The 24,117-nt window shown below is 60.5% G+C and carries 22 protein-coding genes; 11 read left to right on the top strand and 11 right to left on the bottom strand.

Annotation, left to right across the window (positions count from 1 at the left end; genetic code table 11):
* Positions 1 to 53 precede the first annotated feature (53 nt).
* Positions 54 to 803 (bottom strand): UDP-2,3-diacylglucosamine diphosphatase, encoded by a 750-nt coding sequence (gene lpxH / locus BFP92_RS21895; RefSeq protein ID WP_065931058.1) that lies wholly within the window; start codon positions 801 to 803, stop codon positions 54 to 56.
* The gene (locus BFP92_RS21890; protein ID WP_057721741.1) at positions 800 to 1,303 is read right to left on the bottom strand and encodes a peptidylprolyl isomerase; all 504 of its coding nucleotides are present in this window, start codon (positions 1,301 to 1,303) and stop codon (positions 800 to 802) included. The genes lpxH and BFP92_RS21890 overlap by 4 nt, the downstream gene beginning before the upstream one ends.
* Positions 1,304 to 1,552: 249 nt before the next feature.
* Here BFP92_RS21890 and BFP92_RS21885 point away from each other — a divergent pair, with 249 nt between their 5' ends.
* Together BFP92_RS21885 and cysS are read left to right on the top strand one after the other, a co-directional pair.
* A complete protein-coding gene (locus BFP92_RS21885) occupies positions 1,553 to 3,253 on the top strand; it encodes a glutamine--tRNA ligase/YqeY domain fusion protein (RefSeq protein WP_065931057.1) in 1,701 nt (566 codons plus the stop codon).
* 21 nt (positions 3,254 to 3,274) lie between these two features.
* Positions 3,275 to 4,663 carry a cysteine--tRNA ligase gene (gene cysS, locus BFP92_RS21880; protein WP_065931056.1) on the top strand — a complete coding sequence of 463 codons (1,389 nt, stop codon included), beginning with the start codon at positions 3,275 to 3,277 and terminating at the stop codon, positions 4,661 to 4,663.
* A 212-nt stretch (positions 4,664 to 4,875) separates the two neighbouring features.
* Here cysS and BFP92_RS21875 read toward each other — a convergent pair whose 3' ends face one another.
* Positions 4,876 to 5,196, bottom strand: coding sequence for a DUF6124 family protein (locus BFP92_RS21875; RefSeq protein ID WP_065931055.1), 321 nt, complete (start codon positions 5,194 to 5,196; stop codon positions 4,876 to 4,878).
* Positions 5,197 to 5,491: 295 nt separating this feature from the next.
* Between BFP92_RS21875 and lepB the strand changes: the two genes are divergently transcribed.
* Positions 5,492 to 6,160: a signal peptidase I gene (lepB, locus tag BFP92_RS21870; protein ID WP_065931054.1), complete on the top strand. Its 669-nt coding sequence runs from the start codon at positions 5,492 to 5,494 to the stop codon at positions 6,158 to 6,160.
* Here the strand turns inward: lepB and BFP92_RS32130 are convergent, their stop codons facing one another.
* On the bottom strand, positions 6,161 to 6,310 hold the full coding sequence (locus BFP92_RS32130; protein ID WP_239694302.1) for a hypothetical protein: 150 nt from the start codon (positions 6,308 to 6,310) through the stop codon (positions 6,161 to 6,163). It abuts the gene before it with no gap.
* 487 nt (positions 6,311 to 6,797) lie between these two features.
* Here BFP92_RS32130 and BFP92_RS21860 point away from each other — a divergent pair, with 487 nt between their 5' ends.
* Positions 6,798 to 10,373 carry a hypothetical protein gene (locus tag BFP92_RS21860; RefSeq protein WP_139114099.1) on the top strand — a complete coding sequence of 1,192 codons (3,576 nt, stop codon included), beginning with the start codon at positions 6,798 to 6,800 and terminating at the stop codon, positions 10,371 to 10,373.
* Positions 10,374 to 10,394: 21 nt separating this feature from the next.
* Here the strand turns inward: BFP92_RS21860 and BFP92_RS21855 are convergent, their stop codons facing one another.
* The 7 genes from BFP92_RS21855 to BFP92_RS21825 all read right to left on the bottom strand — a co-directional run bounded on the left by BFP92_RS21855 (position 10,395) and on the right by BFP92_RS21825 (position 17,648).
* Positions 10,395 to 10,757 (bottom strand): Na+/H+ antiporter subunit G, encoded by a 363-nt coding sequence (locus BFP92_RS21855; RefSeq protein ID WP_065931052.1) that lies wholly within the window; start codon positions 10,755 to 10,757, stop codon positions 10,395 to 10,397.
* Positions 10,754 to 11,032: a K+/H+ antiporter subunit F gene (locus BFP92_RS21850; RefSeq protein WP_038846025.1), complete on the bottom strand. Its 279-nt coding sequence runs from the start codon at positions 11,030 to 11,032 to the stop codon at positions 10,754 to 10,756. The genes BFP92_RS21855 and BFP92_RS21850 overlap by 4 nt, the downstream gene beginning before the upstream one ends.
* The gene (locus BFP92_RS21845) at positions 11,029 to 11,517 is read right to left on the bottom strand and encodes a Na+/H+ antiporter subunit E (RefSeq protein ID WP_065931051.1); all 489 of its coding nucleotides are present in this window, start codon (positions 11,515 to 11,517) and stop codon (positions 11,029 to 11,031) included. Before BFP92_RS21845 ends, BFP92_RS21850 begins: the two co-directional genes overlap by 4 nt.
* On the bottom strand, positions 11,514 to 13,196 hold the full coding sequence (locus BFP92_RS21840; protein WP_065931050.1) for a monovalent cation/H+ antiporter subunit D: 1,683 nt from the start codon (positions 13,194 to 13,196) through the stop codon (positions 11,514 to 11,516). The genes BFP92_RS21845 and BFP92_RS21840 overlap by 4 nt, the downstream gene beginning before the upstream one ends.
* Entirely contained in the window at positions 13,193 to 13,537 is a 345-nt protein-coding gene (locus BFP92_RS21835; protein WP_003192163.1) for a Na+/H+ antiporter subunit C, read from the bottom strand. Before BFP92_RS21835 ends, BFP92_RS21840 begins: the two co-directional genes overlap by 4 nt.
* Entirely contained in the window at positions 13,537 to 16,458 is a 2,922-nt protein-coding gene (locus BFP92_RS21830; protein ID WP_065931049.1) for a monovalent cation/H+ antiporter subunit A, read from the bottom strand. The genes BFP92_RS21835 and BFP92_RS21830 overlap by 1 nt, the downstream gene beginning before the upstream one ends.
* Positions 16,459 to 16,721: 263 nt before the next feature.
* Positions 16,722 to 17,648: a DMT family transporter gene (locus BFP92_RS21825; protein WP_065931048.1), complete on the bottom strand. Its 927-nt coding sequence runs from the start codon at positions 17,646 to 17,648 to the stop codon at positions 16,722 to 16,724.
* 92 nt (positions 17,649 to 17,740) lie between these two features.
* Between BFP92_RS21825 and BFP92_RS21820 the strand changes: the two genes are divergently transcribed.
* The 7 genes from BFP92_RS21820 (at position 17,741) to BFP92_RS21790 (ending at position 24,116) form a co-directional block, all read left to right on the top strand.
* Complete coding sequence (locus tag BFP92_RS21820) at positions 17,741 to 18,304, top strand: helix-turn-helix domain-containing protein (protein WP_065931047.1); 564 nt, start codon at positions 17,741 to 17,743, stop codon at positions 18,302 to 18,304.
* A gap of 154 nt (positions 18,305 to 18,458) precedes the next feature.
* On the top strand, positions 18,459 to 19,655 hold the full coding sequence (locus BFP92_RS21815; RefSeq protein ID WP_065931046.1) for an SfnB family sulfur acquisition oxidoreductase: 1,197 nt from the start codon (positions 18,459 to 18,461) through the stop codon (positions 19,653 to 19,655).
* Positions 19,656 to 19,667: 12 nt separating this feature from the next.
* On the top strand, positions 19,668 to 19,994 hold the full coding sequence (locus tag BFP92_RS21810) for an acyl-CoA dehydrogenase (protein ID WP_065931045.1): 327 nt from the start codon (positions 19,668 to 19,670) through the stop codon (positions 19,992 to 19,994).
* Positions 19,994 to 21,373, top strand: a complete 1,380-nt coding sequence (locus BFP92_RS21805) for an LLM class flavin-dependent oxidoreductase (protein WP_065931044.1) — start codon at positions 19,994 to 19,996, stop codon at positions 21,371 to 21,373. Before BFP92_RS21810 ends, BFP92_RS21805 begins: the two co-directional genes overlap by 1 nt.
* A 183-nt stretch (positions 21,374 to 21,556) precedes the next feature.
* Entirely contained in the window at positions 21,557 to 22,468 is a 912-nt protein-coding gene (locus BFP92_RS21800) for an AMP-binding protein (RefSeq protein WP_065931043.1), read from the top strand.
* Positions 22,465 to 23,235 (top strand): ABC transporter ATP-binding protein, encoded by a 771-nt coding sequence (locus tag BFP92_RS21795; RefSeq protein ID WP_065931042.1) that lies wholly within the window; start codon positions 22,465 to 22,467, stop codon positions 23,233 to 23,235. Before BFP92_RS21800 ends, BFP92_RS21795 begins: the two co-directional genes overlap by 4 nt.
* The gene (locus BFP92_RS21790; RefSeq protein ID WP_065931041.1) at positions 23,235 to 24,116 is read left to right on the top strand and encodes a branched-chain amino acid ABC transporter permease; all 882 of its coding nucleotides are present in this window, start codon (positions 23,235 to 23,237) and stop codon (positions 24,114 to 24,116) included. Before BFP92_RS21795 ends, BFP92_RS21790 begins: the two co-directional genes overlap by 1 nt.
* Position 24,117 lies beyond the last annotated feature (1 nt).

Raw genomic sequence — 24,117 nt, 5'->3', positions numbered from 1 at the left:
GCCCGCTCCCACATTTGGGTCTCGGTTCACATTGGAGCGGAGGTGTTTGAAAGTTATGCGCCGGGCAACGCCAACTGAGGGTTCACAAAGTCAAACGCCGCCAGCGCAAACCCTTGTTCATCCACCTGCAACGCCCAACCCTGCTTGTCCCAATCCCCCAGCACAATACGCTTGGCCGCCTGGTCACCAATCTGCAGTTTATGAATGGCGGGGCGGTGCGTATGGCCGTGGACCAGGGTGCGCACGCCGAACTGTTGCATCACCCGTGGGACTTCCTCGGGCGTCACATCGACAATATCGTTGGCCTTCATGCGCGTTTGCGCACGGCTTTCGCTGCGCAGCTTGCGCGCCAGCTTGTGGCGAGTGCGCAAGGGCAGGTGGCGCAGAATGAACAAAACAATCGGGTTGCGCAGGATGCGCCGCAGCTTCATATAGCCGACGTCGCGGGTGCAAAGGCTGTCGCCGTGCATCAACAGCACGGGTTCGCCGTAAAACTGCACGACACTCGGGTCCTTGAGCAAGGTAGCGCCTGCTGCTTTGCAGAACGCCTTGCCGATCAGGAAATCGCGGTTGCCATGCATGATAAAAATCGGGGTGCCGCTGTCGCTCAGCTCGCGTAAAGCCTCGCAGATGGAACGCTGGAAGGCGCTCATCCCATCGTCGCCAAGCCAGGCTTCAAAGAAGTCGCCCAGAATGTACAACGCCTGGGCGCCACGGGCGCGGCCGTGGAGCAGATCCAGAAACGCCCGGGTAATGTCCGGGCGCTCCTCTTCCAGATGCAAATCTGAAATCAGTAATATCACCCAACGATCTCGGCTTTCTCGACGATTACGTCTTCTGCTGGAACGTCCTGGTGACCGGCCTTGGAGGTGGTGGAAACGCCTTTGATCTTGTCAACGACGTCCTGGCCTTCGGTGACCTTACCGAATACCGCGTAGCCCCAGCCCTGCACGTTCTTGCCGCTGTGGTTGAGGAAGGCGTTGTCGGCGACGTTGATGAAGAACTGCGCGGAGGCCGAATGCGGCTCCATGGTACGGGCCATGGCGACGGTGTACTTGTCGTTGGAAAGGCCGTTGTCCGCTTCGTTCTGGATGCTTGGACGCTTGTCTTTCTTTTCTTTCATGCCCGGCTCGAAACCGCCGCCCTGGATCATGAAGTTGCCGATGACACGGTGAAAAACAGTGTTTTCGTAGTGGCCGGCGTTCACGTACTCGATAAAGTTGGCGACGGTGATCGGCGCTTTCTCGGCGTTCAGCTCGATGACGATGTCACCGTGGTTGGTGGTCAGTTTGACTTGAGTCATGTTCACTACTCTTTTCAGGGAATTCGTAGGTGTGGACGCCAAAGCGCCGCTACCGGTTTGGCTGAATGTGTGCCAAGGCGGGCAGTTTAGCGTGCCCAGCAGGAATTTCGAGGTGGTTTTTTACCGCCGGTGCATTAAATGCAGCAGTTTTTGGCCGCGCTCTGTCAGCGGCTTGACAGCTTCGGCTATGATAAGCCCTTTGTTTTATCTGGCCCCAACCGGCCACGAACCTGTCTGTTCAAGGATCCTATGAGCAAGCCCACTGTCGACCCTACCTCGAATTCCAAGGCCGGACCTGCCGTCCCGGTCAATTTCCTGCGCCCGATCATCCAGGCGGACCTGGATTCGGGCAAGCACACGCAGATCGTCACCCGCTTCCCGCCAGAGCCTAACGGCTACCTGCACATCGGTCACGCCAAGTCGATCTGTGTGAACTTCGGCCTGGCCCAGGAGTTCGGTGGCGTCACGCACCTGCGTTTCGACGACACCAACCCGGCCAAGGAAGACCAGGAATACATCGACGCCATCGAAAGCGACATCAAGTGGCTGGGCTTCGAGTGGTCCGGTGAAGTGCGCTATGCGTCCAAGTATTTCGACCAGTTGTTTGACTGGGCCGTCGAGCTGATCAAGGCCGGCAAGGCCTACGTCGACGACCTGACCCCGGAGCAGGCCAAGGAATACCGTGGCACGCTGACCGAGCCGGGCAAGAACAGCCCGTTCCGCGACCGTTCGGTAGAAGAGAACCTCGACTGGTTCAACCGCATGCGCGCCGGTGAGTTCCCGGACGGCGCCCGCGTGCTGCGTGCCAAGATCGACATGGCTTCGCCGAACATGAACCTGCGCGACCCGATCATGTATCGCATCCGCCACGCCCATCACCACCAGACCGGTGACAAGTGGTGCATCTACCCGAACTACGACTTCACCCACGGTCAGTCGGACGCCATTGAAGGCATCACGCACTCCATCTGCACCCTGGAGTTCGAAAGCCATCGCCCGCTGTACGAATGGTTCCTCGACAGCCTGCCGGTACCGGCGCACCCGCGTCAGTACGAGTTCAGCCGCCTGAACCTGAACTACACCATCACCAGCAAGCGCAAGCTCAAGCAATTGGTGGACGAAAAGCACGTGCATGGCTGGGATGACCCGCGCATGTCGACCCTGTCGGGTTTCCGCCGTCGCGGCTACACCCCGGCGTCGATCCGCAGCTTCTGCGACATGGTCGGCACCAACCGTTCCGACGGCGTGGTCGATTACGGCATGCTCGAGTTCAGCATCCGTCAGGACCTGGACGCCAACGCGCCGCGCGCCATGTGCGTGTTGCGCCCGTTGAAAGTCGTGATTACCAACTACCCGGAAGACAAGGTCGACCACCTCGAACTGCCACGTCACCCGCAAAAAGAAGAACTCGGCGTGCGCAAGCTGCCGTTCGCGCGTGAAATCTACATCGACCGTGATGACTTCATGGAAGAGCCGCCAAAAGGCTACAAGCGCCTGGAGCCCAACGGCGAAGTGCGCCTGCGCGGCAGCTACGTGATCCGTGCCGACGAAGCGATCAAGGACGCCGATGGCAACATCGTCGAACTGCGTTGCTCCTACGACCCGGAAACCCTGGGCAAGAACCCTGAAGGCCGCAAGGTCAAAGGCGTGGTTCATTGGGTGCCGGCTGCTGCCAGCATCGAGTGCGAAGTGCGCCTGTACGATCGTCTGTTCCGTTCGCCGAACCCTGAGAAGGCTGAAGACAGCGCCAGCTTCCTGGACAACATCAACCCTGACTCCCTGCAAGTTCTCACGGGTTGTCGTGCCGAGCCATCACTTGGCGACGCACAGCCGGAAGACCGTTTCCAGTTCGAGCGCGAAGGTTACTTCTGCGCGGATATCAAGGACTCGAAACCTGGTGCGCCGGTATTCAACCGTACCGTGACCTTGCGTGATTCGTGGGGCCAGTGATTCTGTCTTAAGGGAAATGTCGTGCTAACGATCTACAACACACTCAGCAAGACCAAAGAAGTCTTCAAGCCGCTGGATGGCAACAAGGTGCGCATGTACGTGTGCGGCATGACCGTGTACGACTACTGCCACATCGGCCACGGCCGCAGCATGGTTGCCTTCGACCTGGTGACCCGCTGGTTGCGTTTCAGCGGCTATGACTTGACCTATGTGCGCAACATCACCGACATCGACGACAAGATCATCAACCGGGCGCACGAGAACGGCGAACCGTTCGATGTGCTGACCGAGCGCATGATCGCTGCGATGCACGAGGACGAGGCCCGCCTCAACATCCTCAAACCGGACATGGAGCCGCGCGCCACGGACCATATCCCTGGCATGCACGCGATGATCCAGACCCTGATCGACAAGGGTTATGCCTACGCCCCAGGCAATGGCGACGTGTACTACCGCGTCGCCAAGTTCATGGGCTATGGCAAGCTGTCGCGCAAGAAAATCGAAGACCTGCGCATCGGCGCACGTATCGAAGTCGACGAAGCCAAGCAGGATCCACTGGATTTTGTGCTGTGGAAAGGCACCAAGCCCGGCGAGCCGAGCTGGGAGTCGCCATGGGGCGCCGGGCGTCCGGGCTGGCACATCGAATGCTCGGTGATGTCCACCTGCTGCCTGGGCGAGACCTTCGATATTCATGGCGGCGGCAGCGACCTTGAGTTCCCGCACCACGAAAACGAAATCGCCCAAAGCGAAGCCGCCACCGGCAAGACCTACGCCAACGCCTGGATGCATTGCGGCATGATCCGCATCAATGGCGAGAAGATGTCCAAGTCCTTGAACAACTTCTTCACCATCCGCGACGTGCTGGAAAAGTACCACCCGGAAGTGGTGCGTTACCTGCTGGTGTCGAGCCACTACCGCAGCGCCATCAACTACTCGGAAGACAACCTCAAGGACGCCAAAGGCGCCCTGGAGCGTTTCTACCACGCGTTGAAAGGCCTGCCTGCCGTGGCGCCGGCCGGCGGCGAAGCGTTCGTGGCACGCTTTACCGAAGTCATGAACGACGACTTCGGCACCCCGGAAGCCTGCGCGGTGCTGTTCGAGATGGTGCGTGAGATCAACCGTCTGCGCGAGAGTGATCTTGATGCCGCCGCGGGTCTTGCTGCACGCCTGAAAGAGCTGGCCAGCGTGCTCGGTGTGCTGCAGATGGAAGCCGACGACTTCCTGCAAGCCGGCGCCGAAGGGCGAGTGGATGCGGCTGAGGTTGATGCGCTGATTCAAGCGCGTCTGGCTGCCCGTGCTGGTAAAGACTGGGCGGAGTCCGACCGTATCCGTGACCAACTGACCGCGATGGGTGTGGTGCTGGAAGACGGCAAGGGCGGCACGACGTGGCGCTTGGCTGATCAGGCTTGATCGGTAAACCCTGAATAAAAAACGCCCCGACTGGTTCGGGGCGTTTTTTTGCAGGGTGTTATTTCAGCGGCCTACTCGATCCAGTGTGGGAGCGGGCTTGCTCGCGAATGCGGTGGATCAGTTAAAAATGTATCAGCTGACACTCCGTCTTCGCGAGCAAGCCCGCTCCCACATTTTACCGTGCCCGCTCTGCATGCCCGCTGTTGTTGGATTTATCCCTGGGTTGGGCTGGAATTGAGGCTCAGTGTTTTTTCCACCATCAACTGGATCCCCTCCAGCATCCGGCAAATTCCAAACACCACGCTGCGAGGATTGCCGTCTACCTCAAGCGCCAAATGGCTTGCCACCGCTTGAACTGACGCAAGATCCTCCGAAGCGTTGACCAGCAGTGTCTCTACGTCTAACCCTTCGCGCACGCTAAACACACCATGGCTTTCAGCAGTCGGCCCTGGTTTCTCGGAAGGATTCAGATAATGGTTAATTGCTCGCTGAGCAGCAGCGTGTGACGGCGGGTTTGAACTGTCTTTAATCATGGCGAAGCTCCCAGAGTATTGGAGTCACCTAGAGTCTGATCGGGCTGCGAAACCCGGTCGCTGAATTTGCAGCGACCCCGGAAGATTCGGCAGCCTTCTTCCGAGGGGCAACCCTAAAACGCTGTCGGAAATTCTGTGTATGGGCGCAAGGATTTTTACGTATGACAGCAGCATCAAACTCGGATGCCCATAGCGCTAATGTTAATTTAATCCTCCGGTGTAATAAGCGAGTATTGCAAAATGTTACCTCAGGTTTTCCGGCGCCTGTCTGCGTCCTTTTTTAGTGCGAGGCTGTATGCGAAGTTGGTTGAGCCGCTACCGTTACGTCATCCTTTTCTGGCTGTGCTTCGGCGTGTTCCGCACCTCGCTGGCCGACTGGAACCCCATCCCCTCCGGGTCGATGCGCCCGACGTTGCTTGAGGGCGATGTGGTGCTGGTCAACCGCGTGGCCTATGACCTGAAGTTACCGCTCACGGATATTTCCCTGGCTAAACTGGATGACCCCAAACGCGGTGATGTGGTGACCTTCTCGTCACCCAAGGACGGCATGCGCTTGATCAAACGCATCGTCGGCATTCCCGGCGATACCCTGGAAATGAAAGATGAAGTGCTGTGGGTTAACGGCACGCCTGCTACCTACAGTGATGGCCAGGACATCAGCGAGCCGCTGGTGCCAGGCCAGACAGTGCCGGGTATCAAGCTGATCGAGCATGCGAGCAACCGTCAGCGCACCATTCAGTTCATGCCCACGGTTCGGGCATTGCGAAATTTCGGCCCGGTCACCGTGCCGGCCGACAGTTACTTCATGCTGGGCGACAACCGCGATAACAGCGATGACTCGCGCTACATCGGCTTTGTGCCACGCCGCTTGTTGATCGGGCACGCGCATCATGTGCTGGCGTCAGCTGAGATACTCGATCATTGGATGCCGCGCTTGAACCGGTTCGGCGCGCCGATCCTGTAATTAGACTTTCGCGCCGAGTGCCCGAATGGCAAACACCGCGATGCTCGCCAACTGCTCAACCGTTGCGCCGCCTTTGCCGGCGATTTTCATGCTGCTGAGGGTGGCCATCAGAAAGTCGCAGGCGCCCGACAGGTCGATGTCAGCGGCCAATTCCTTCCGGTCCTGGGCGTGCTTCAGGGTTTGCTCAAATGCGCGGCGCTGTGGGCTGTGAGCTGATTGATTTGCTCATCCTCCTGAACCAGGATAGGGGGTCTGGCTTTTTCAGTGGGAGGATCAGAATTTTCTTATAGAGGATGCTTTTTTTTTCTCCTAGCTTGGCTGCAACCGTTCTTAGGACGAGAACACTGTTGAGTGGCTCTGTTGCTGAGAATTGAATATGACAATTTTCCTGACGACGTACGTGAAGTCTCAAAGTGAGTATTCATCGCCTGCGGATAATTCATCTTCCACGTCCGCTCCATCTTCCAGGTCGCACCAACCAGCAAGCCAAAACCTGAAGAGTCTCGCGCCGCGTGCGGCGGTAGATGATCAACAACGATTGCCCGTGCTCCCGCCCATCCAAACGCGTGGAAGCCTGGTATCACCCGGTCGATTCGGGGACCTTTGCGATGGCGCCAATCCTGTCGCCGAGAGCCGCGTGAAACGCGCACTTGTGCAGACGCCTGACAAACCTGCACACAACACACTGGGCCGGTTGGCTGGCCCCCACTCTCACTCCGCTGATGCAGATCAAACCCTTCAGGCGCAGTTGATTACGAAGATGGGCAGTGTGTCGGATTCGTTAGTGACCGTGCCCGAACGGTCTCTGATTTCTCAGCCGTTCGAAATCTACAAACGTGTGGTGAATCAGCCCGAGGTTTTAGTTTGGCTGAGGAGCAAAGGTTTTTCCCTGGACTCGGTGACTATCGGCAAAAATAGCGTATCGGGATTGGTTACCCTCAATGGAGTGACCTCTCGTCAGACGTACACGCTACAAGACACGTCTGGCTGGTGGCAGGTATCGGCGCAGGTGATGCGCGCGCTTGAGGCGCTAGACCCCACGCACAAAGGTGTGCCTTATGTGTCTATGGACAGCCGGCAAGTTTCGCGGAACGTGGCGAGCTTGTTTTATGGCGTCATGACGCCCGATACCGAGGAGCAAGCGGCTGCGCTTGTGACAAGCCTGAAGGCGGGCTGGCCTGCGCTGTCTGCAGCAGAAACACGCAATCACCTGCTCCGGCTTGAATGGTCAAAGCGCCGTATTAATGAGCTTGATGACCGAGAAAACCTCGCCGACGCTTTGGCGCGTGCGGCCGACGGCGTTGCGGACAGCACGCCTTTGTCGTTGTCAGGTATTGAGTTCAAGGTCTCTGTCACCAACCCGTTAAGAAACGACCAGGAGGCTCGCGGGCGCCTGGCCGAGCTGATTGCACTTCCTGAGATGCAAGGTGTTCTGGCGGATCTTGGGCAAACAGCGCCGGATCAGGCGTACCGTATCAGTGAAGGCCGTCTGCAAGTGCTGCAACCGATCCTCAACCAGTGGGTGGATATTCCTGTCAGTGGTCGTTGGAGCCAGTCGCTCAAAGACGCATTTGCGGCGGTTGTAGTGCTGAGTGAACAGTCGGGTCATGCGCTCTACTCAGACGATCGCCACGACCTGCGTCAGGTCGCGAGGTCGATGGGCATGGAGGCAATCGACACAGCAGGGCGGGCTCGCGCGGCTGCCAAATGGTTGCGCACCCGCTTCGCACCGACTACCCCTGTCGGCAACTATGGGAAATTACTCCCTCAGCAGTGGACTGCGGGAACCTTGTCGGCGAGTGAGAAAAGTCAGCTGGTTTCGTTGGCGACGGATCAGAAGTATGGCGCCAACACGATAGGGTTCGCATTGGGTCGTCAGATAGTCACGCAAGCCCTGCCGCAGGAAACGGCCGCCAATGCAGATCAGATTTGGGACGAGCTACTCAACACGCCACAGGCCGCGCAGTGGGGGCGGGAACTTGCCCAGACGCTGGGTTGGTATAAGGGGGAGGGTGATGACGAGATCGATGTTGCGCAACGGAAAAGTCTGCTGACTGCCGCCATCATGCTCAGTGTCGATCCTGATGTTCCCGCCGCCCCTGGAAACGCCGCCGGTTATCAGTTTTACACCCCGGCCAATATGGGGCGTGAGATGGGGGCTGTACGCAAAGACTTTGAAAAACACTTGGTCGAGAAAAAGGGCGTGAGCGTGCGGGCTGCACCGTTGGTGGCTCATCTGTTCCTGGCACATGCCGCACCGGAGTTTCTGGTGAAATCGGACCAGCAGGCGTCAACAAAGCTCCCTGAGTCGCTACGTCAGCCCCCAGACAAAATACGTATTGGCAGCCCAGCGTGGATGACGCTTAGCCTGGGCAGTGCATTGGCCGAAGTGTGGGGTGGTCCTGGAGCCAGTCGCGGCATGAGCCTCAATGAGCTCGGAGCACTGACCACTTTGGAGGCTGTCGAGCCGCAACAACAAGCGCTGAGTATAGCGCTCGGTGCCAAGCGAGTACTCGATGTAGGCATTATGACCGGGACTGTGCCCCGACGCAGTGACGGTCACTATACGCCCGCCGATTACCAGGCGGCGTCTGACGGCATTACGCGTCGTTCCGAGGCGATCGAGCAATCCGTAGTCACGCTGGGGACGGCTCCACCTACCCGTAGCAGCCTGGCCATCAAGGCGCTCAAACAGGCGTTTCCCGAGTTGACTGATAGTGAGATAGAAACGATTAAACTGAGGAAGCCCGCAACTGCACACAGCCTTATAGGTGCCGGTATAAATACGAAGTGGCCGACGTTGGTTGAGGCGTATGCCACAGGGGATCTGCATGAGAATTGGTTTGCCTTCAGTCATCCACGGATCACACAAGCGGAATTTGAATCCCGGATAAAGACACTCCCTCGTGTTGCCGATCAGGTCACGGGCGCAGTTGATCAATACCTGAGTGACGTCAAGGGTGCGATGCCCTCGCTGATGAAGATGAGTCTTGCAAACTTGCCCCTCGACGTTCGCCAGGCTATGGAATGGGGCGATGTCCAAGTCTATAGGCTACGTCGAGAAACCGGTGAGACGCAGGAGGAAGATGCTAACAAGGGCAATAAAGTGGCTCGGAATCGGGGGTGGCACGGGGTGCTGCTGCGCGTCAAATACGAGGGCAAAACTCGCTATCTCGAATTTTTTCCCACGTCCGGGACGATTATTGATCGCACGACCAGTCTGGCCGGCAAAAAATTGAACCTGAATGAGGGCGTTATTGAAGAAGAGGTTGTGCCCAGATGGAAAAGCGGCACGAAGAAGCTTCGGTACCTGCGGGGCACTCAACAACCCTTTGATTTCAACGCATACCTCACGGGGGAGGCTCCTCGTGACAATGCAACGTCGAAGGTGATCATTTCCAAAGTAGGGGCTTCGGTGCCAGGTTCTGCTTCGAAAGGGGCAGGTGACAACCGCGATGAGTGGGTGCCTGACACCTTTGGCTCTGCCAAAAGCCAGGCGATTATTGACGTTATCCTTTCGGGTAATTACATCGGCAACTATAGCGGGCATCGTCAGCAACTCATTGATGATGCCAATGCAGTGCTGCCCAGCGAAGATAACGTTCGGGGCTACGTCAATCGCCTGATGAACAAAGAAAATGGTCGCGCGCTGGTGTCGATGATTTCTTTTATCGGCCCGCTCGTTGACATCTACGAGGGGAATGTTAAGGACGGCTTGAAAGGCTTGGCAATTGACACGTTGCTGCTTATTGGCGCGGGAGGATTACAAGCCGCCCGTAAGGCGTGGAAGGCGATCAAATTCGCATCACGCCTGAACAAGCAGGCATTTCGTGCTTCTGTTTTAAAGGAAGGCAATGCATTGCTGCGTGGGATATTTAATCCGGGGGAGGGCTTCTTTAGTCTTCCGAGCCAGCCGAGTCGACTTATAGATTTTCTAAGACGTGCGCACAAAGGCGCTCCCGTCAGGATCGGGATGGGGGTGTATGTACCTGTTGATGTTTTCGCAAAGGCGCGCTTTGTCAGAGACACTTTTCCCACCGTATCCGAGATGCTCAGAAAGGCGAACGCCACTCCCGTGGCACCCGTACAGGGCACGGTTGACCAGGTAACGCTGAAGGCCGTCAAGGTGCAGGAAAAATGGTTTGCGATCGATCCCGATAGCGGTGTGCCCTTCGGCTCGCCCCTTCAAGGTTTCACCCCGCAAACCCCTTGATGCCAACGGCTGATTGAGTCGCTAGGCTGATTTTGATACGTTTTCAGCCCGGCGACTACTTACCTCGGCGGGTATGTCATCGCCTGCCATACGCTTGCGGAACAGCGCCGTGCGCGCCAACAGCAAGGTGGTCACCGGCACTGTGATCGCCAACAAAATCGGAATCAACCACCCATGCAGCACCGGCCCGGACTTGAGCACCGAAAAATAGATAATCGAGGCCAGCGCCACACACCACGCCCCCAAGGTTGAGGCGAGTGCCGGTGGGTGCATGCGCTGGAAGAAGTCCTTCATGCGCAACAATCCGATCGCGCCAATCAGCGCAAACAGGCTGCTTAGCACCAGCAGCATGGCCACGATCACTTCAACCCATAGCGGCATCATTCAATCACCTCGCCACGCAGCAGGAATTTCGCCAAAGCGAATGATCCGACAAAGCCAAACAGCGCAATCAGCAGCGCCGCTTCAAAGTAGGTGTCACTGGCATAACGAATGCCGAGCACCAGCATCATCAACATCGCCAGGATGTACAGGTAGTCCAGCGCCAGAACCCGGTCTTGCGCGGACGGGCCTTTGAACAGGCGCACCAGGGTCAGCACCATCGCCAGCGAGAACAGGAACAGGCTGAGCAGGATCGCATTGGAGAGCAGGGCGCTCATTCGAAGATCTCCATCAGGGGCCGTTCATAGACGGCTTTGAAGTGCTCGATAAACGGCGCTTCATCGTCCAGATCAAACACGTGCAGCAACAGGATGCTGCGGTCCAGGGCCAGTTCCGACCACACTGTGCCAGGCGTCACGCTGGTGATCATCGACAATACGGCCAGGCCGTTGGGGTCACGCAGGTCGAGCGGGATTTTGATAAACCGTGAACGCGGCGGGCGGGATCCGCACGTCAGTACGCCCCAGGCCACGTGCAGGTTGGACACGATCACGTCGCGCCCCACCACGAAAAACAGGCGGATGATCACGCCGGGGCGACGAATGCGCACCGGCAGCGGGCGCAGCGGCGCCATCAGCAGCGGCGCGAGAAAGCCCAGCACCGCGCCCAGCAGCACGTTGCCGGGGCTGACTGACAGGTTCAACACCAGCCACAGCACCCACAATGCCAGCGACAACCACGGAGCAGGGAACAGGCGCTTCATGGCTGCACCTCCAGCGCGGCGGCTTTGGATTCAGGGCTCAGCACCGGGCGCGTGGCCATCACCGCCATCACGTAATGCTCCGGGTTATTGAGGCTGTCGGCGGTGGCCTGGGTGTAGCGCAGCAACGGTTCGGCCTTGAAGGTCAGGAGAATGCTCAGGCCGAGCAGGAAGAAGATCGGCACGCATTCGTAGCGACGCAGCAGCGGCGATGGGCGCTCCTCCGGCGTCCAGAAGCGTTGGATGCCCAGGCGGGCGAAGGCGATCAGCGAAGCCAGGCCCGACAAGATCAACAGTGCCACCAAACCCCAGGCCGCCGGGCGGATCGGTTCATCCACCGCGTTACCCAGGCCCATTGGGTTGACCAGCGCGCTCAACAGGCTGAGCTTGCCGATAAACCCGGACAACGGCGGCATGCCGATAATCAGCAGTGCGCAGGCGATAAAGCTCAAGCCCAGGAAGGCCATGGTCCAGGGAATCACCTGGCCGACCACGGCTTTCTGCTCGTCATCCAGGTTGACGCCGGGGCGTGGGTGCAACGACTCCATGGCCTTGGGCAGCGCGTCGATTTCTTCATCCAGCGGCAGATCATTGGCCGAGCGCGAACGCTCGATCAACTCGGCCAGCAGGAACAGCGCGCTCAGCGCCAGGGTCGAGCTGACCAGATAGAACAGTGCCCCGGCGGTCAGGCTTGGCTGGGCAAAGCCGACCGATGACAGCAGAATCCCGGCCGACACCAGAATGCTCAGGCTGGCCATCCGCTCCAGGCGTTGCGCCGCGACCATCGCCAGCGCCGCACAGACGATGGTCGCCATACCGCCGTAGACCAGCCAGTCGCCGCCAAACAGCGCCGACGCACCGGCTTGGCCAGAGAACAGCAAGGTCCACAACCGCAGCACGGTGTACACGCCGACTTTGGTCATGATCGCAAACATTGCCGCCACCGGCGCGCTGGCCGAGGAGTAGGCGGGAGCCAGCCAGAAGTTCAGTGGCCACATGCCGGCCTTGGCCAGGAATGCAGTGGCGAGGATCGCCGCGCCAGCATGCAGCAGGCCGCGATCGGCTTGCGGTACCAGCGGGATTTTCAGCGCCAGGTCAGCAAAGTTCAGCGTGCCGGTGACCCCGTAGATCATCGCCGCGCCAATCAGGAACAGCGACGATGCCAGCAGGTTGATCGCGATGTAATGCAGCCCCGACGACACCCGCGCGCGGCCGGAGCCGTGCAGCATCAAGCCGTAGGAGGCCGCCAGCAGCACCTCGAAGAACACGAACAGGTTGAACAGGTCCGCCGTCAGGAATGCCCCGTACAAACCCATCAGCTGGATCTGGAACAACGCATGAAAGCTGGTACCTGCACGGTCCCAGCGGGCCATGGCGAACAGCAGCGCGCTCACGCCGATAATGCCGGTGAGCACCAGCATCATCGCCGACAGTTGGTCCACCACCAGCACAATGCCGAAGGGCACCTGCCAGTTGCCCGGCAGGTACACCCCAATCGAGCCGGGCCCGCCTTTTTGTGTCCAGTACAGCAGCAGGATGGCGATGCCCAGGCCGATGACGCTGGAGAACAGGTTGATCCTGGCTTTCAACGGGCGGCGTTTTTCGCCGAGCATCAGCATCAGCGCGGCGGTCAGCAACGGCAGCAGGATCGGCGCGACGATCATTTGATTCATCCACGTCATTCCTTGGGCTCCCGGCCGTCCACATGGTCAGTGCCGGTCAGGCCCCGGGAGGCCAGCAGCACCACCAGGAACAACGCGGTCATGGCGAAGCTGATCACAATGGCCGTGAGTACCAAAGCCTGGGGCAGCGGATCGGTGTAATTGAGCAGGTCTTGCGGCACGCCGTCCTTGATGATCGGCTCTTTACCGATAAACAGGCTGCCCATGCTGAAGATGAACAGGTTGACCCCGTATGACAGCAGGCACAGGCCCATGACGACCTGGAACGTCCGTGGACGCAGGATCAGCCAGACGCCGGAGGCCGCCAGCACTCCAATGGCAATTGCGATGACTTCTTCCATCAGGCGGCTCCTTCGGTTGCGGCAACGGCTTTGGCCTGGTTGCTCGGTTTATGCGCTCGCACCGACTGGTGACCGAGGGCGGTGAGCATCAACAGCGTGGAGCCGACGACCATGGCGTACACGCCGACGTCAAAGAACAACGCGCTGGCAATGTGGATATCGCCCAGCAGCGGCAGGCTGAAGTGCCAGGTGTGGGTGGTAAGGAACGGGTACCCGACGAACAGGGCGCCGAGCCCGGTCAAGGTGGCCGAGAGCAGGCCGAAGCCCATCCAGCGCATCGGCCGCAGGCTCATCTGCGCTTCGACCCATTGGGTGCCGGCGACCATGTATTGCAGGATAAACGCCACCGACATCACCAACCCCGCGACGAAACCGCCGCCCGGCTGGTTGTGGCCACGCATGAACAGGTAGAACGACACTACCAGCGCAATCGGCAGCAGCAGGCGCACCAGCACCGCCGGTACCATCATAAAGCCCAGGGCGGTGTCGCTGGCCTGGCGTGGGTTGACCAGGTCGGTGGCCACGTCCGGCGCCAATTGGCGCTGTTGTGGCGGCAACTCCATGCTTTCTTTGGACGGGCGGAAGCGGCGCAGCAGGGCGTAGACGGTCAGCGCCACGGCGCCGAGCACGGTGATTTCGCCCAGGGTATCAAAGCCCCGGAAGTCCACCAGCATCACGTTCACCACATTGCTGCCGCCGCCTTCGGGCAAGGCGCGGCTCAGGTAAAACGAGGAGATGTCGTTGGGTGTCTGGCGGGTCAGCATCGCGTAGGAGAGCAGCGCCATGCCGCCACCGACCACGGTGGAGAGCAGGAAGTCGCGCAGGCGGCGGATGCGCGCCTTGCGCAGTGAGCTCGGCAGTGGCGAGACTTCTTCGATCCGCCGTGGCAACCAGCGCAGGCCCAGCAAAATCAGCACGGTGGTGACCACTTCGACCACCAGTTGCGTCAGGGCCAGGTCCGGCGCCGAGAACCATACGAAGGTCACGCAGGTGACCATGCCGCACACACTGACCATGGTCAGGGCTGCCAGCCGGTGGTACTTGGCTTGCCAGGCCGCGCCCAGCGCACAGGCGATGGCCAGCACCCACAGGGTCACGAACACGATGGAACCGGGGATCTTCGGCCGGTCGCCCCAGCTGAGGCCGCTGTTGAGCATCGGGATCAACCCGGCAACCACCGCCGCCAGCACCAGCAGGAACAATTGGGTTTGCAGGCGTTTGGTGCTGATGCGTTTTTCGATACGGCGCACGCCGCGCATCATCACCACCAGGCTGCGCTCGAACATGCGCTTGCCGTTGAAGTAACTGATGATCGGCGGGTATTTGAAACGGCCACGCTTGAGCTGTTTGCGCAGCAGCAGGTACAGCACGATGCCGCCGGACATGGCCACCAGGCTCATGATCATCGGCGCATTCCAGCCGTGCCAGATGGCCAGGCTGTATTGGGGCAGTACCCCGCCGACCACCGGCAGTGCGGCGGCGGCGAGGATCGAACCGACCACCTGGGCCGGGAAGATGCCCACCAGCAGGCAGGTGAACACCAGCAGCTCGACCGGCGCGCGCATCCAGCGCGGCGGCTCGTGGGGCGTGTGGGGCAGGTCGGTGGCGGGCGGGCCGAAGAACACATCGACGGTAAAGCGCAGGGCATAGGCCACGCTGAAGGTACCGGCAATGGTCGCGATCACCGGCAGGGCGATTTCCACCCATTTTGTCGCCGAGATAAATACCGTTTCGGCGAAGAACATCTCTTTGGACAGGAAACCATTGAGCAATGGCACGCCGGCCATGGACGCACTGGCCACCATTGCCAGGGTCGCGGTAAACGGGATCAGCCGCACCAGGCCACTGAGCTTGCGGATATCCCGCGTGCCGCTTTCATGGTCGATGATGCCGGCGGCCATGAACAGCGAAGCTTTGAACGTGGCGTGGTTGAGGATATGGAACACCGCAGCGACGGCGGCCAGCGGGCTGTTGAGGCCCAGCAGCAAGGTGATCAGCCCAAGGTGGCTGATGGTGGAATAGGCCAGCAGGCCCTTGAGGTCATTCTGAAACATGGCGCAGTAAGCGCCGAGGAGGAGGGTGAGTGCGCCGGCACCGCCGACGATCCAGAACCATTCTTCGCTGCCGGACAGCGACGGCCACAGGCGGGCCAGCAGGAACACGCCGGCCTTCACCATCGTCGCCGAGTGCAGGTAGGCCGATACCGGTGTCGGTGCCGCCATGGCGTGGGGCAGCCAGAAGTGGAAAGGGAACTGCGCGCTCTTGCTCAAGGCGCCGATCAGCACCAGCGCGAGCATCACCGGGTACAGCGAATGCGCGCGAATCTGATCGCCTGCCGCCAGCACCCGATCCAGGTCATAGCTGCCGACGATATGCCCCAGCAGCATCACGCCTGCCAGCAGGCACAAACCGCCGGCGCCGGTGACCATCAGCGCCATATAGGCGCCGCGCCTGGCATCGGCGCGGTGGTGCCAATAGCCGATCAGCAGGAACGAGAACAGGCTGGTCAGTTCCCAGAAGAACACGATCTGGATCAGGTTGCCGGAGATCACCAGCCCGAGCATGGCGCCCATGAAGGCCAGGAAAAACGCAAAGAAGCGCGGCACCGGGTCATCCGGCGACATGTAATAACGCGCATACAGCGCCACCAGCGTGCCGATGCCCAGCACCAGCATCGAGAACAGCCAGGCAAACCCGTCCATGCGCAGCACGAAGTTGAGCCCGAGGCTGGGCAACCACATGAATTCTTCGCGGATCACGCCACCGTGGGCGATCTGAGGGTAGAGCAAAGCGACTTGAATGGTGCCGACCAGAGCTACAAGGCCAGCCAACAGGGATTCGGTGTTACGTGCATTATGCGGCAGCAAGGCCGCCAGACAGCTGCCGATAAAAGGCAGAAGCAGTAGAACTATCAGGGACATAGGCTTCTAATCTGCGGGAGTTTGGGATGCATCATACGTGCCGCTTTCTCGATCACCAAACGGCAAGATGTGGCAGGATCCTACAAGGTAGGCCGAAACCTCCCATTTGGCCTTGTTTCGAACCGGATCGTTCCCACGCTCTGCGTGGGAATGCCACCCTGGACGCTCCGCGTCCAAACAGCCTATGCAGCCGAGAGCCTTGCGCAAAAGTGACGCGGAGCGTCACAGGATGCATGCCCACGCAGAGCGTGGGAACGATCGGGTCAGGGGGCTTCTTGTTCCAGTTCGATTGATTTTTCAGCTTCTCGCTGATTGCGTGTCTTCACCTCACTCACAATCACCGCTGCCACAATCAACGCCGCGCCGACCATCGCAATCGGCGGAAAACGCTCCCCGGCAATCCGCCCGATCACTCCGGCCCACACCGGCTCACCGGCATAGATCAACGTGGCCCGGGTGGGCGAAACACTCTGCTGCGCCCAGTTCATCGCCACCTGGATCACCGCGCTGGTCAAGCCCAGGCCCACCGCACTGAAGACCAGCAACCACGAGAACCCCGGCAAGGCTTCACCCATCGGCACCACCATCAGGAACGACAGCAACGATGCCGTGGCCAGTTGCACCACGGTCACTCGCCGTACATCCACCTGCCCGGCATAGGCACCAATGAGGATAATTTCGGCCGCCACTGCGATTGCGCAGATCAGCGTGGCAATCTCACCGGGGCTGAAGTTGAGAGAGGCACCGGTCGGGCCTGTGAGCAGCATCAACCCGGTAAACGCCAGCATGATGCCAATGCTCGGCATCAGGCCTGGGCGACGCCCCAGCACCAGCCACTGCAACAGCGGTACGCAAGGCACATAAAGCGCTGTGATGAACGCCGATTGGCTGCTTGGGATGGTCTGCAAACCGATCGTCTGCATGCCGTAACCGAGCATGATCGAAGCGCCGATGAAGGCGCCGGCCTTTAATTCAAACAAGGTCAGGCCACCCAAGGTGCGCAACGAAAAGAACCCCACCACAATGGCCGCCGCCGCAAACCGCAGGCCCACGAAAAACATTGGCCCGCTGACGGTCAGGGCGTGTTGCACCAGCAAAAACGTGGCGCCCCAGATCATGGTGATCACCACCAGGATGCATTCGGCTTTGCTGAAACGGTTGAAACGTGGGGAGGCGTTCGGGGCGGTCATGGCGGCTCGGTCTTGCAAGGGAAAGGCACGGACCGCACAATGCGCCGCACGCTGGGCAGTATACTGCGCACACCCACCCATTGAGCAATATAGTGCACAAAGAAAATCCACAACGGGCCTCGGTCCTCCAACACGTCAGCCAGAACGTCCGTCGCTTGCGGCACGCTGCTGATCTGAGCCAGACCGCACTTTCGGAAAAGTCCGGGGTCAGCCGGCGCATGCTGGTGGCCATCGAGGCGGGCGAGAAGAATGTCAGCCTGTCTACGCTGGACCGCGTCGCCGAAGCCTTGGACGTGGCCTTCAGCGACCTTATCCAGGCCCCGGATACCGGTGATCACAGCCGTATCAATGAGTTGGCCTGGGCCGGTGAAATCCCCGGCAGTAAAGCCGTGTTGCTGGCCAAGGCCACGGCGCGGCGTGAAGTCGAGTTGTGGGAGATGCACCTGGAACCGGGTGATCGCTACAGCCCCGATCCCGACCCGGACGGCTGGAGCGTGCAGTTGTTCGTGTTCGAAGGCTGCCTGACCTTGCTGGTGGGCGAGGAAGAAAAACACGTGGCGGCCGGTGAGTTCTACATGTTCGCCAGCCGCAACGTACACGGCTATCGCAATGACGGCGACGTGGCCGTGCGATTTGTGCGCAACGTGGTGATCTAACTGTTGGCCCTGCAACAGTGGATGCACACTTTGCTGGTTTGAAACCCGCGCAACAGCCTCTTAAAACCAGCAACCCACTGATTTTATTGCTGATTAAATTCAGGCACGACTCCTGCAATTGCTCCGTTATCCCATCGGAGCCTGGAGTCGGCCCATGTCAGCCCACCCTCAACAACCTGCCCATATCATCCGCTCGGATGCCGAAGCCATTGAAGTCGCCACGCGTTTGGCCGCGCGGTTTGCCGTCGACGCCAGCGTGCGCGACCGCGAGCGGCGCCTGCCGGTAGCTGAACTGGATGAATTCTCGGCCAGTGGCCTCTGGGGTATCACCGTTCCCAAAGCCTACGGCGGCGCCGAGGTGTCTTATGTAACGGTGGCCGAGGTGATCAAGTTGATCTCCGCCGCCGACCCGTCGCTGGGGCAAATCCCGCAAAACCATTTGGGCGTGGTGGACATCCTGCTGCAAACGGCCAGCGAGGAACAAAAGCGTCACTATTTCGGCAAGGTCCTGGCCGGCTATCGTTTCGGTAACGCCTTTTCTGAAGCCAAGAGCAAAAACGCCGGCACCTTCGACACTCAGATTCGTTTTGACGGCGATACCGCCTCAATCAACGGCGAGAAGTTCTACTGCACCGGCGCGCTGTTCGCCCACCTGGTGCCCACGGTCGGCAACAACGAGAACGGCCAGGCGTTTATTGCCTTTGTCGAACGCGATGCGCCGGGCCTCAGCGTGATTGATAGCTGGGATGGCTTCGGCCAGCGCACTACCGCCAGTGGCGGCGTGACCCTCGACGGCGTCAGAGTGCCGCGCAGCGCAGTGATCCCGGCCCATCAGGCTTTCGACCAGCCCACCGCCAACGGCCCGATCTCGCAGATTATCCAGGCCGCCGTCGACACCGGCATCGCCCTGGGCGCCCTCGAACAGGCGAAAATCTATGCCCGCCAGGCGCGGCCCTGGATCGACAGCCAGCAGGATCACGGCTGGCAAGACCCCTTCACCATCGCTGCCATTGGCGATCTGCAATGGCGCGTGCACGGCACCGAAGCGATCCTCGCCAAGGCCGGCAAGGCCGTCGACCTGGCCCTGGCCGAGCCCAACGAAGACACAGTCGCCAACGCCTCGCTGGTGGTCGCCCAGGCCAAAGTGCTGTCGGCCGAAACCGCCTTGCTCGCCAGCAGCAAACTGTTCGAACTGGCCGGTACCCGCTCGGTCACCGGCAAGCACAACCTCGACCGCTTCTGGCGCAACGCGCGCACCCACACCCTGCACGACCCGGCCCGCTGGAAATACCACCTGATCGGTAACTTCGTGCTCAACGGCGTGAAGCCTGCGCGCCACGCCTGGAACTGAGGAGCCTTACCCATGACCGCCCTGAATCAAGCGCGCCAACTGCTGGAAAGCACCCGGCGTTTTGTGCAAACCAGCGATGACCCTTACGTGATCAGCCGCTTTGGCGACTTGCAGATCCGCGTCGACGTGGCTGCGGCCTTGTTTGAGCGCGCCGAAACCCACCCAAGCCCGGTGGCGTTGACCGAAGCGCAAATCGCCGCCGCCGAAGCCCTGATTGCCGCCAGCAATGCCGAATTTGAACTCACCGGCCAACGCACTGCACTGGCGTCGAGCCTCGAAGACCCACTGCGCGACAAATACCAGATCGTCGGCAACTACCACCTCAACGGAGTGCTTTGATGTCCCGTGAAATCCGCTTGAATGCCTTCGACATGAACTGTGTCGGCCACCAATCTCCGGGCCTGTGGGCGCACCCGCGTGACCGTTCGTGGCAGTACAAAGACCTGGAATACTGGACGGACCTGGCGAAAATTCTTGAGCGTGGCAAATTTGACGGGCTGTTTATCGCCGACGTGCTGGGCATCTATGACGTGTACAACGGCAATGGCGACGCCGCGATTCGCCAGGCTGCACAAGTGCCGGTCAACGACCCGCTGTCGCTGATCGCGCCGATGGCGCTGGTCACTGAGCACCTGGGTTTTGGCCTGACCGCTTCGTTGTCGTTTGAGCATCCGTATCCGTTTGCCCGCAGGCTTTCGACCCTCGACCACCTGACCAAGGGCCGGGTCGGCTGGAACATCGTCACTTCTTACCTGGAGAGCGGCGCCAAGAACCTCGGCCAGAAAGCCCAGACCGAACACGATGCGCGCTACGACTACGCCGAGGAATACCTGGAGGTTTGCTACAAACTGTGGGAAGGCAGCTGGGAAGAGGGCGCCGTGCTGCGTGATCGCGAGCGGCGCATTTTCAGCGACCCGAGCAAAATCCACGAGATTCGCCACGTCGGCAAGCACTTCCAGGTGCCCGGCATTCACCTGTGCGAGCCATCGCCACAGCGCACGCCAGTGCTGTACCAGGCTGGCGCCTCCAGCCGTGGCAAGCAGTTCGCCGCCGAACAGGCCGAGTGCGTGTTCGTGGCCGCGCCGTCCAAGGTGCTGCTGAAAAAAACCGTGGCCGACATCCGCCGTCGCGCCGCCGAGGCCGGGCGTGATCCGAAGAAAATCCTGATCTTCAACCTGCAGACGGTGATCGTCGGCGAGACCGATGCCAAGGCCAAAGCCAAGTTTGACGAATACAAGTCCTACGTCAGCTACGAGGGCGCAATGGCGCTGATCTCCGGCTGGACCGGCATCGACTTCAGCCAGTTCAAGCCCGATGAGCCGCTCAAACATGTACACACCAACGCGATTCAATCAGCGGTGGAAGCCTTCTCCACGGCGGACCCGAACAAGGTCTGGACGCCGAATGAACTGGCCGACTGGGTCGGCATCGGCGGCTTTGGCCCGTTGTTTGTCGGCGGCCCGCAAACCGTGGCCGACCTGTTGCAGGAGTGGGTCGAAGAGACCGACGTGGACGGCTTCAACCTGGCTTACGCGCTGACCCACGAGACCTTTATCGACGCCGTGGACCTGCTCGTGCCGGAGCTGCAAAAACGCGGCGTCTACAAGACCGAGTACGCCCAGGGCACCTTGCGCGAAAAGCTGTTCGGCGACGGTGCGCGGCTGGCGCCAAACCACCCGGGTGCCGGCTACCGCGACCTCAAAGCCTCCACTCTTTAACTGAAACACCTCGGTCAATGTGGGAGCCGGCTTGCCTGCGAAAGCGGTGGGTCAGTTGGGAATGAGTCAACTGACACGCCGTCATGGCAGGCAAGCCAGCTCCCACAGTTGATGGGTATTGATCCACATAACCCGGCCAGCGGACCACCGCACGCACACTACTTGAATAGGAGCATTACCCCTATGAGCGTGCACGAAATCAAGCGTTCGCAGGCGCTGGAATGGCCCGCCGAACTGCTCGGCAACCTGCCCAAAGCCCAGGAACAATTGCAGCACTGGGCGCAGATCACGCCACTGCACATTGCCCTGCGCCACAAGCGCCAGGGGCAGTGGTATGCCTGGCGCTGGATCGACGTGTTGCGCGACGTCGAGCGCCTGGCCGACGGTTTGCGTCAGCAGGGTTTCAGCGCGCGGTCACGCTTGGCCTTGAGCGGCACCTTCGAGCCTGACCTGCTGCTGTTGGCGCTGGCCGCGCAGTCTGTCGGCGGGCAGGTGTTGACCCTGGCCGACGACCTGGAGCCAGAAGCCCTGCACCAACAGCTATGGCGCATTCACCCCAGCCATTCGTACGCCCAGGGCTGTCAGCAAGTGCGGCATTGGCAGTCCGCCAACCCGTTGGATTTCACCCAGTTGCTCGGCCCGGTGGACCCGGCGCAGCACCTGCAGCGCTGGTGGCAACCGAGCGGTGAAACCGTGTTGTGGAGCGAGGAGGGCACCCACTGGCGAGGCGGCCTGGCGGTGGTGCTGGAGCAATGGTTGAACAGCGGCCACGGCCTGGCATTTCCGGAAAACCTGGCCTCGGCCCGTCGCGATCGCAATGAGGTCGCGCCCACCGGCCTGTTGCTTTCGCCCGAGCGTTTACAGCACCTGGCCGACGATATCGAAACCCGCCTGGCGCCCCACGGCACCTGGCGCCGACGCTTGTGTGACTGGGCCATCGCTCACCCACAAAGCGGCCTGCGGCGCCTGCTGAAAAATCGTGTACGCAAGCTGCTGGGCTTCCAACGGCTGACCTATATCTGGCAGCCAGCCAGCACGCAAAAAACCAGCAGCGATCCAGTCTGGCTGGCCGAATTCAAACGGGACATCGCATGAGCCAGACCATTCTTCAGGTGCGCGACATCTCGCTGTCATTCAAAGGCGTCAAGGCCATCAATGCCTTGTCCTTTGAGGTACAGCGCGGTGAAATCTGCGCGCTGATCGGCCCCAACGGCGCGGGCAAAAGTTCGCTGCTCAATGTGCTCAATGGTGTGTACCGCTTCGATGCCGGTGAGATTGTGTTTGAGCAACAACACTTCCACCGCATCGACCCTTTGGGCGCGGCGCGTCGAGGTATCGGGCGGACTTTTCAGAACAACGCACTGTTCAAGAAAATGAGCGTGCTCGACAACATCCTCACCGGCCTGTCGCGGCATACGCGCACCCGCTTTATCGAGCAAGCCCTGGGCTTGCCGCGCGCCTGCCGGGAGGCCGAAGCCTTTCGCCTGCGCGGCCAAGGCATCCTCGAGTTTCTCGAACTGCAAGCGCACCGCGATGTGCTGGTGGGCAACCTCTCCTACGGCTTGCAAAAACGCGTAGAGCTGGGCCGAGCGCTGATCGCCGGGCCCAGCCTGTTGCTGCTGGACGAACCCATGGCCGGCATGAACGCCGAGGAAAAACAGGAAATGGCGCGCTTCGTCGCCGACGTCAACCGTGACCTCGGCACCACCGTGGTATTGATCGAACACGACATCGGCGTGGTGATGGGCCTCTCCCACCACGTGGTGGTACTCGACTACGGGCGCAAAGTCGGCGACGGCACACCTGCGCAGGTGCAGGCCGACCCCGAGGTGATCGCGGCGTACCTGGGAGTCGCACACTGATGACGTTCTTCCTTGAAACCCTGCTCGGCGGCCTGCTCGCCGGCACCATGTACTCGCTGGTCGCCATCGGCTTCGTGCTGATCTACAAAGCCAGCGGCGTGTTCAATTTCGCCCAGGGCTCGATGCTGCTGTTTGCCGCGCTGACCTTCGTCTGCCTGCATGACCAGGGCGTGCCCTTTGCCCTGGCGTTGCTGCTGACGGTAATCGTGATGATCATCGGCGCCTTGCTCATCGAACGGCTGGTACTGCGCCCGCTGGTGAACCGCTCGCAGATCACCCTGTTCATGGCCACCTTGGGCCTGTCATTCATCATCGAAGGCCTGGCCCAAGGGCTGATGGGCTCGCAGGTGCGTGCGCTGGACTTGGGCATCGACGACGTGCCGCTGTTTGTCGGGCCGCTGATGCTCAGCCAGTTCGACCTGATCGCCGCGGCGGCGGCGGTGGTGCTGGTAACCGTGCTGGCGCTGCTGTTCAACAAGACCCGCATCGGCGTGTCGTTGCGCGCGGTGGCGGATGACACCACGGCGGCGCTGTCCATCGGCATCAACCTCAACCGCATCTGGCAGATCGTCTGGGCCGTGGCCGGCATTGTCGGGCTGGTGGCCGGGTTGCTGTGGGGCGCGCGCCAGGGCGTGCAGTTTTCCCTTTCGCTGGTGGTGCTCAAGGCCTTGCCGGTGTTGATCATCGGCGGCTTTACCTCGATTGGCGGGGCGATTGTCGGCGGGCTGATTGTCGGCGCGGCGGAGAACCTTGCCGAGGTGTATATCGGTCCGCTGATCGGCGGCGGTATCACGCCGTGGTTCGCTTATGTATTGGCCCTGGCCTTCCTGTATATCCGTCCCGCCGGCCTGTTCGGCGAGCGCGCCATCGAGCGAGTCTGAA

It is taken from the genome of Pseudomonas sp. 58 R 3 (assembly GCF_900006605.1).
In the GTDB taxonomy this organism is placed as follows: Bacteria; Pseudomonadota; Gammaproteobacteria; order Pseudomonadales; family Pseudomonadaceae; genus Aquipseudomonas; species Aquipseudomonas salomonii.
This window is presented reverse-complemented; position numbering and strand designations above follow the sequence as displayed.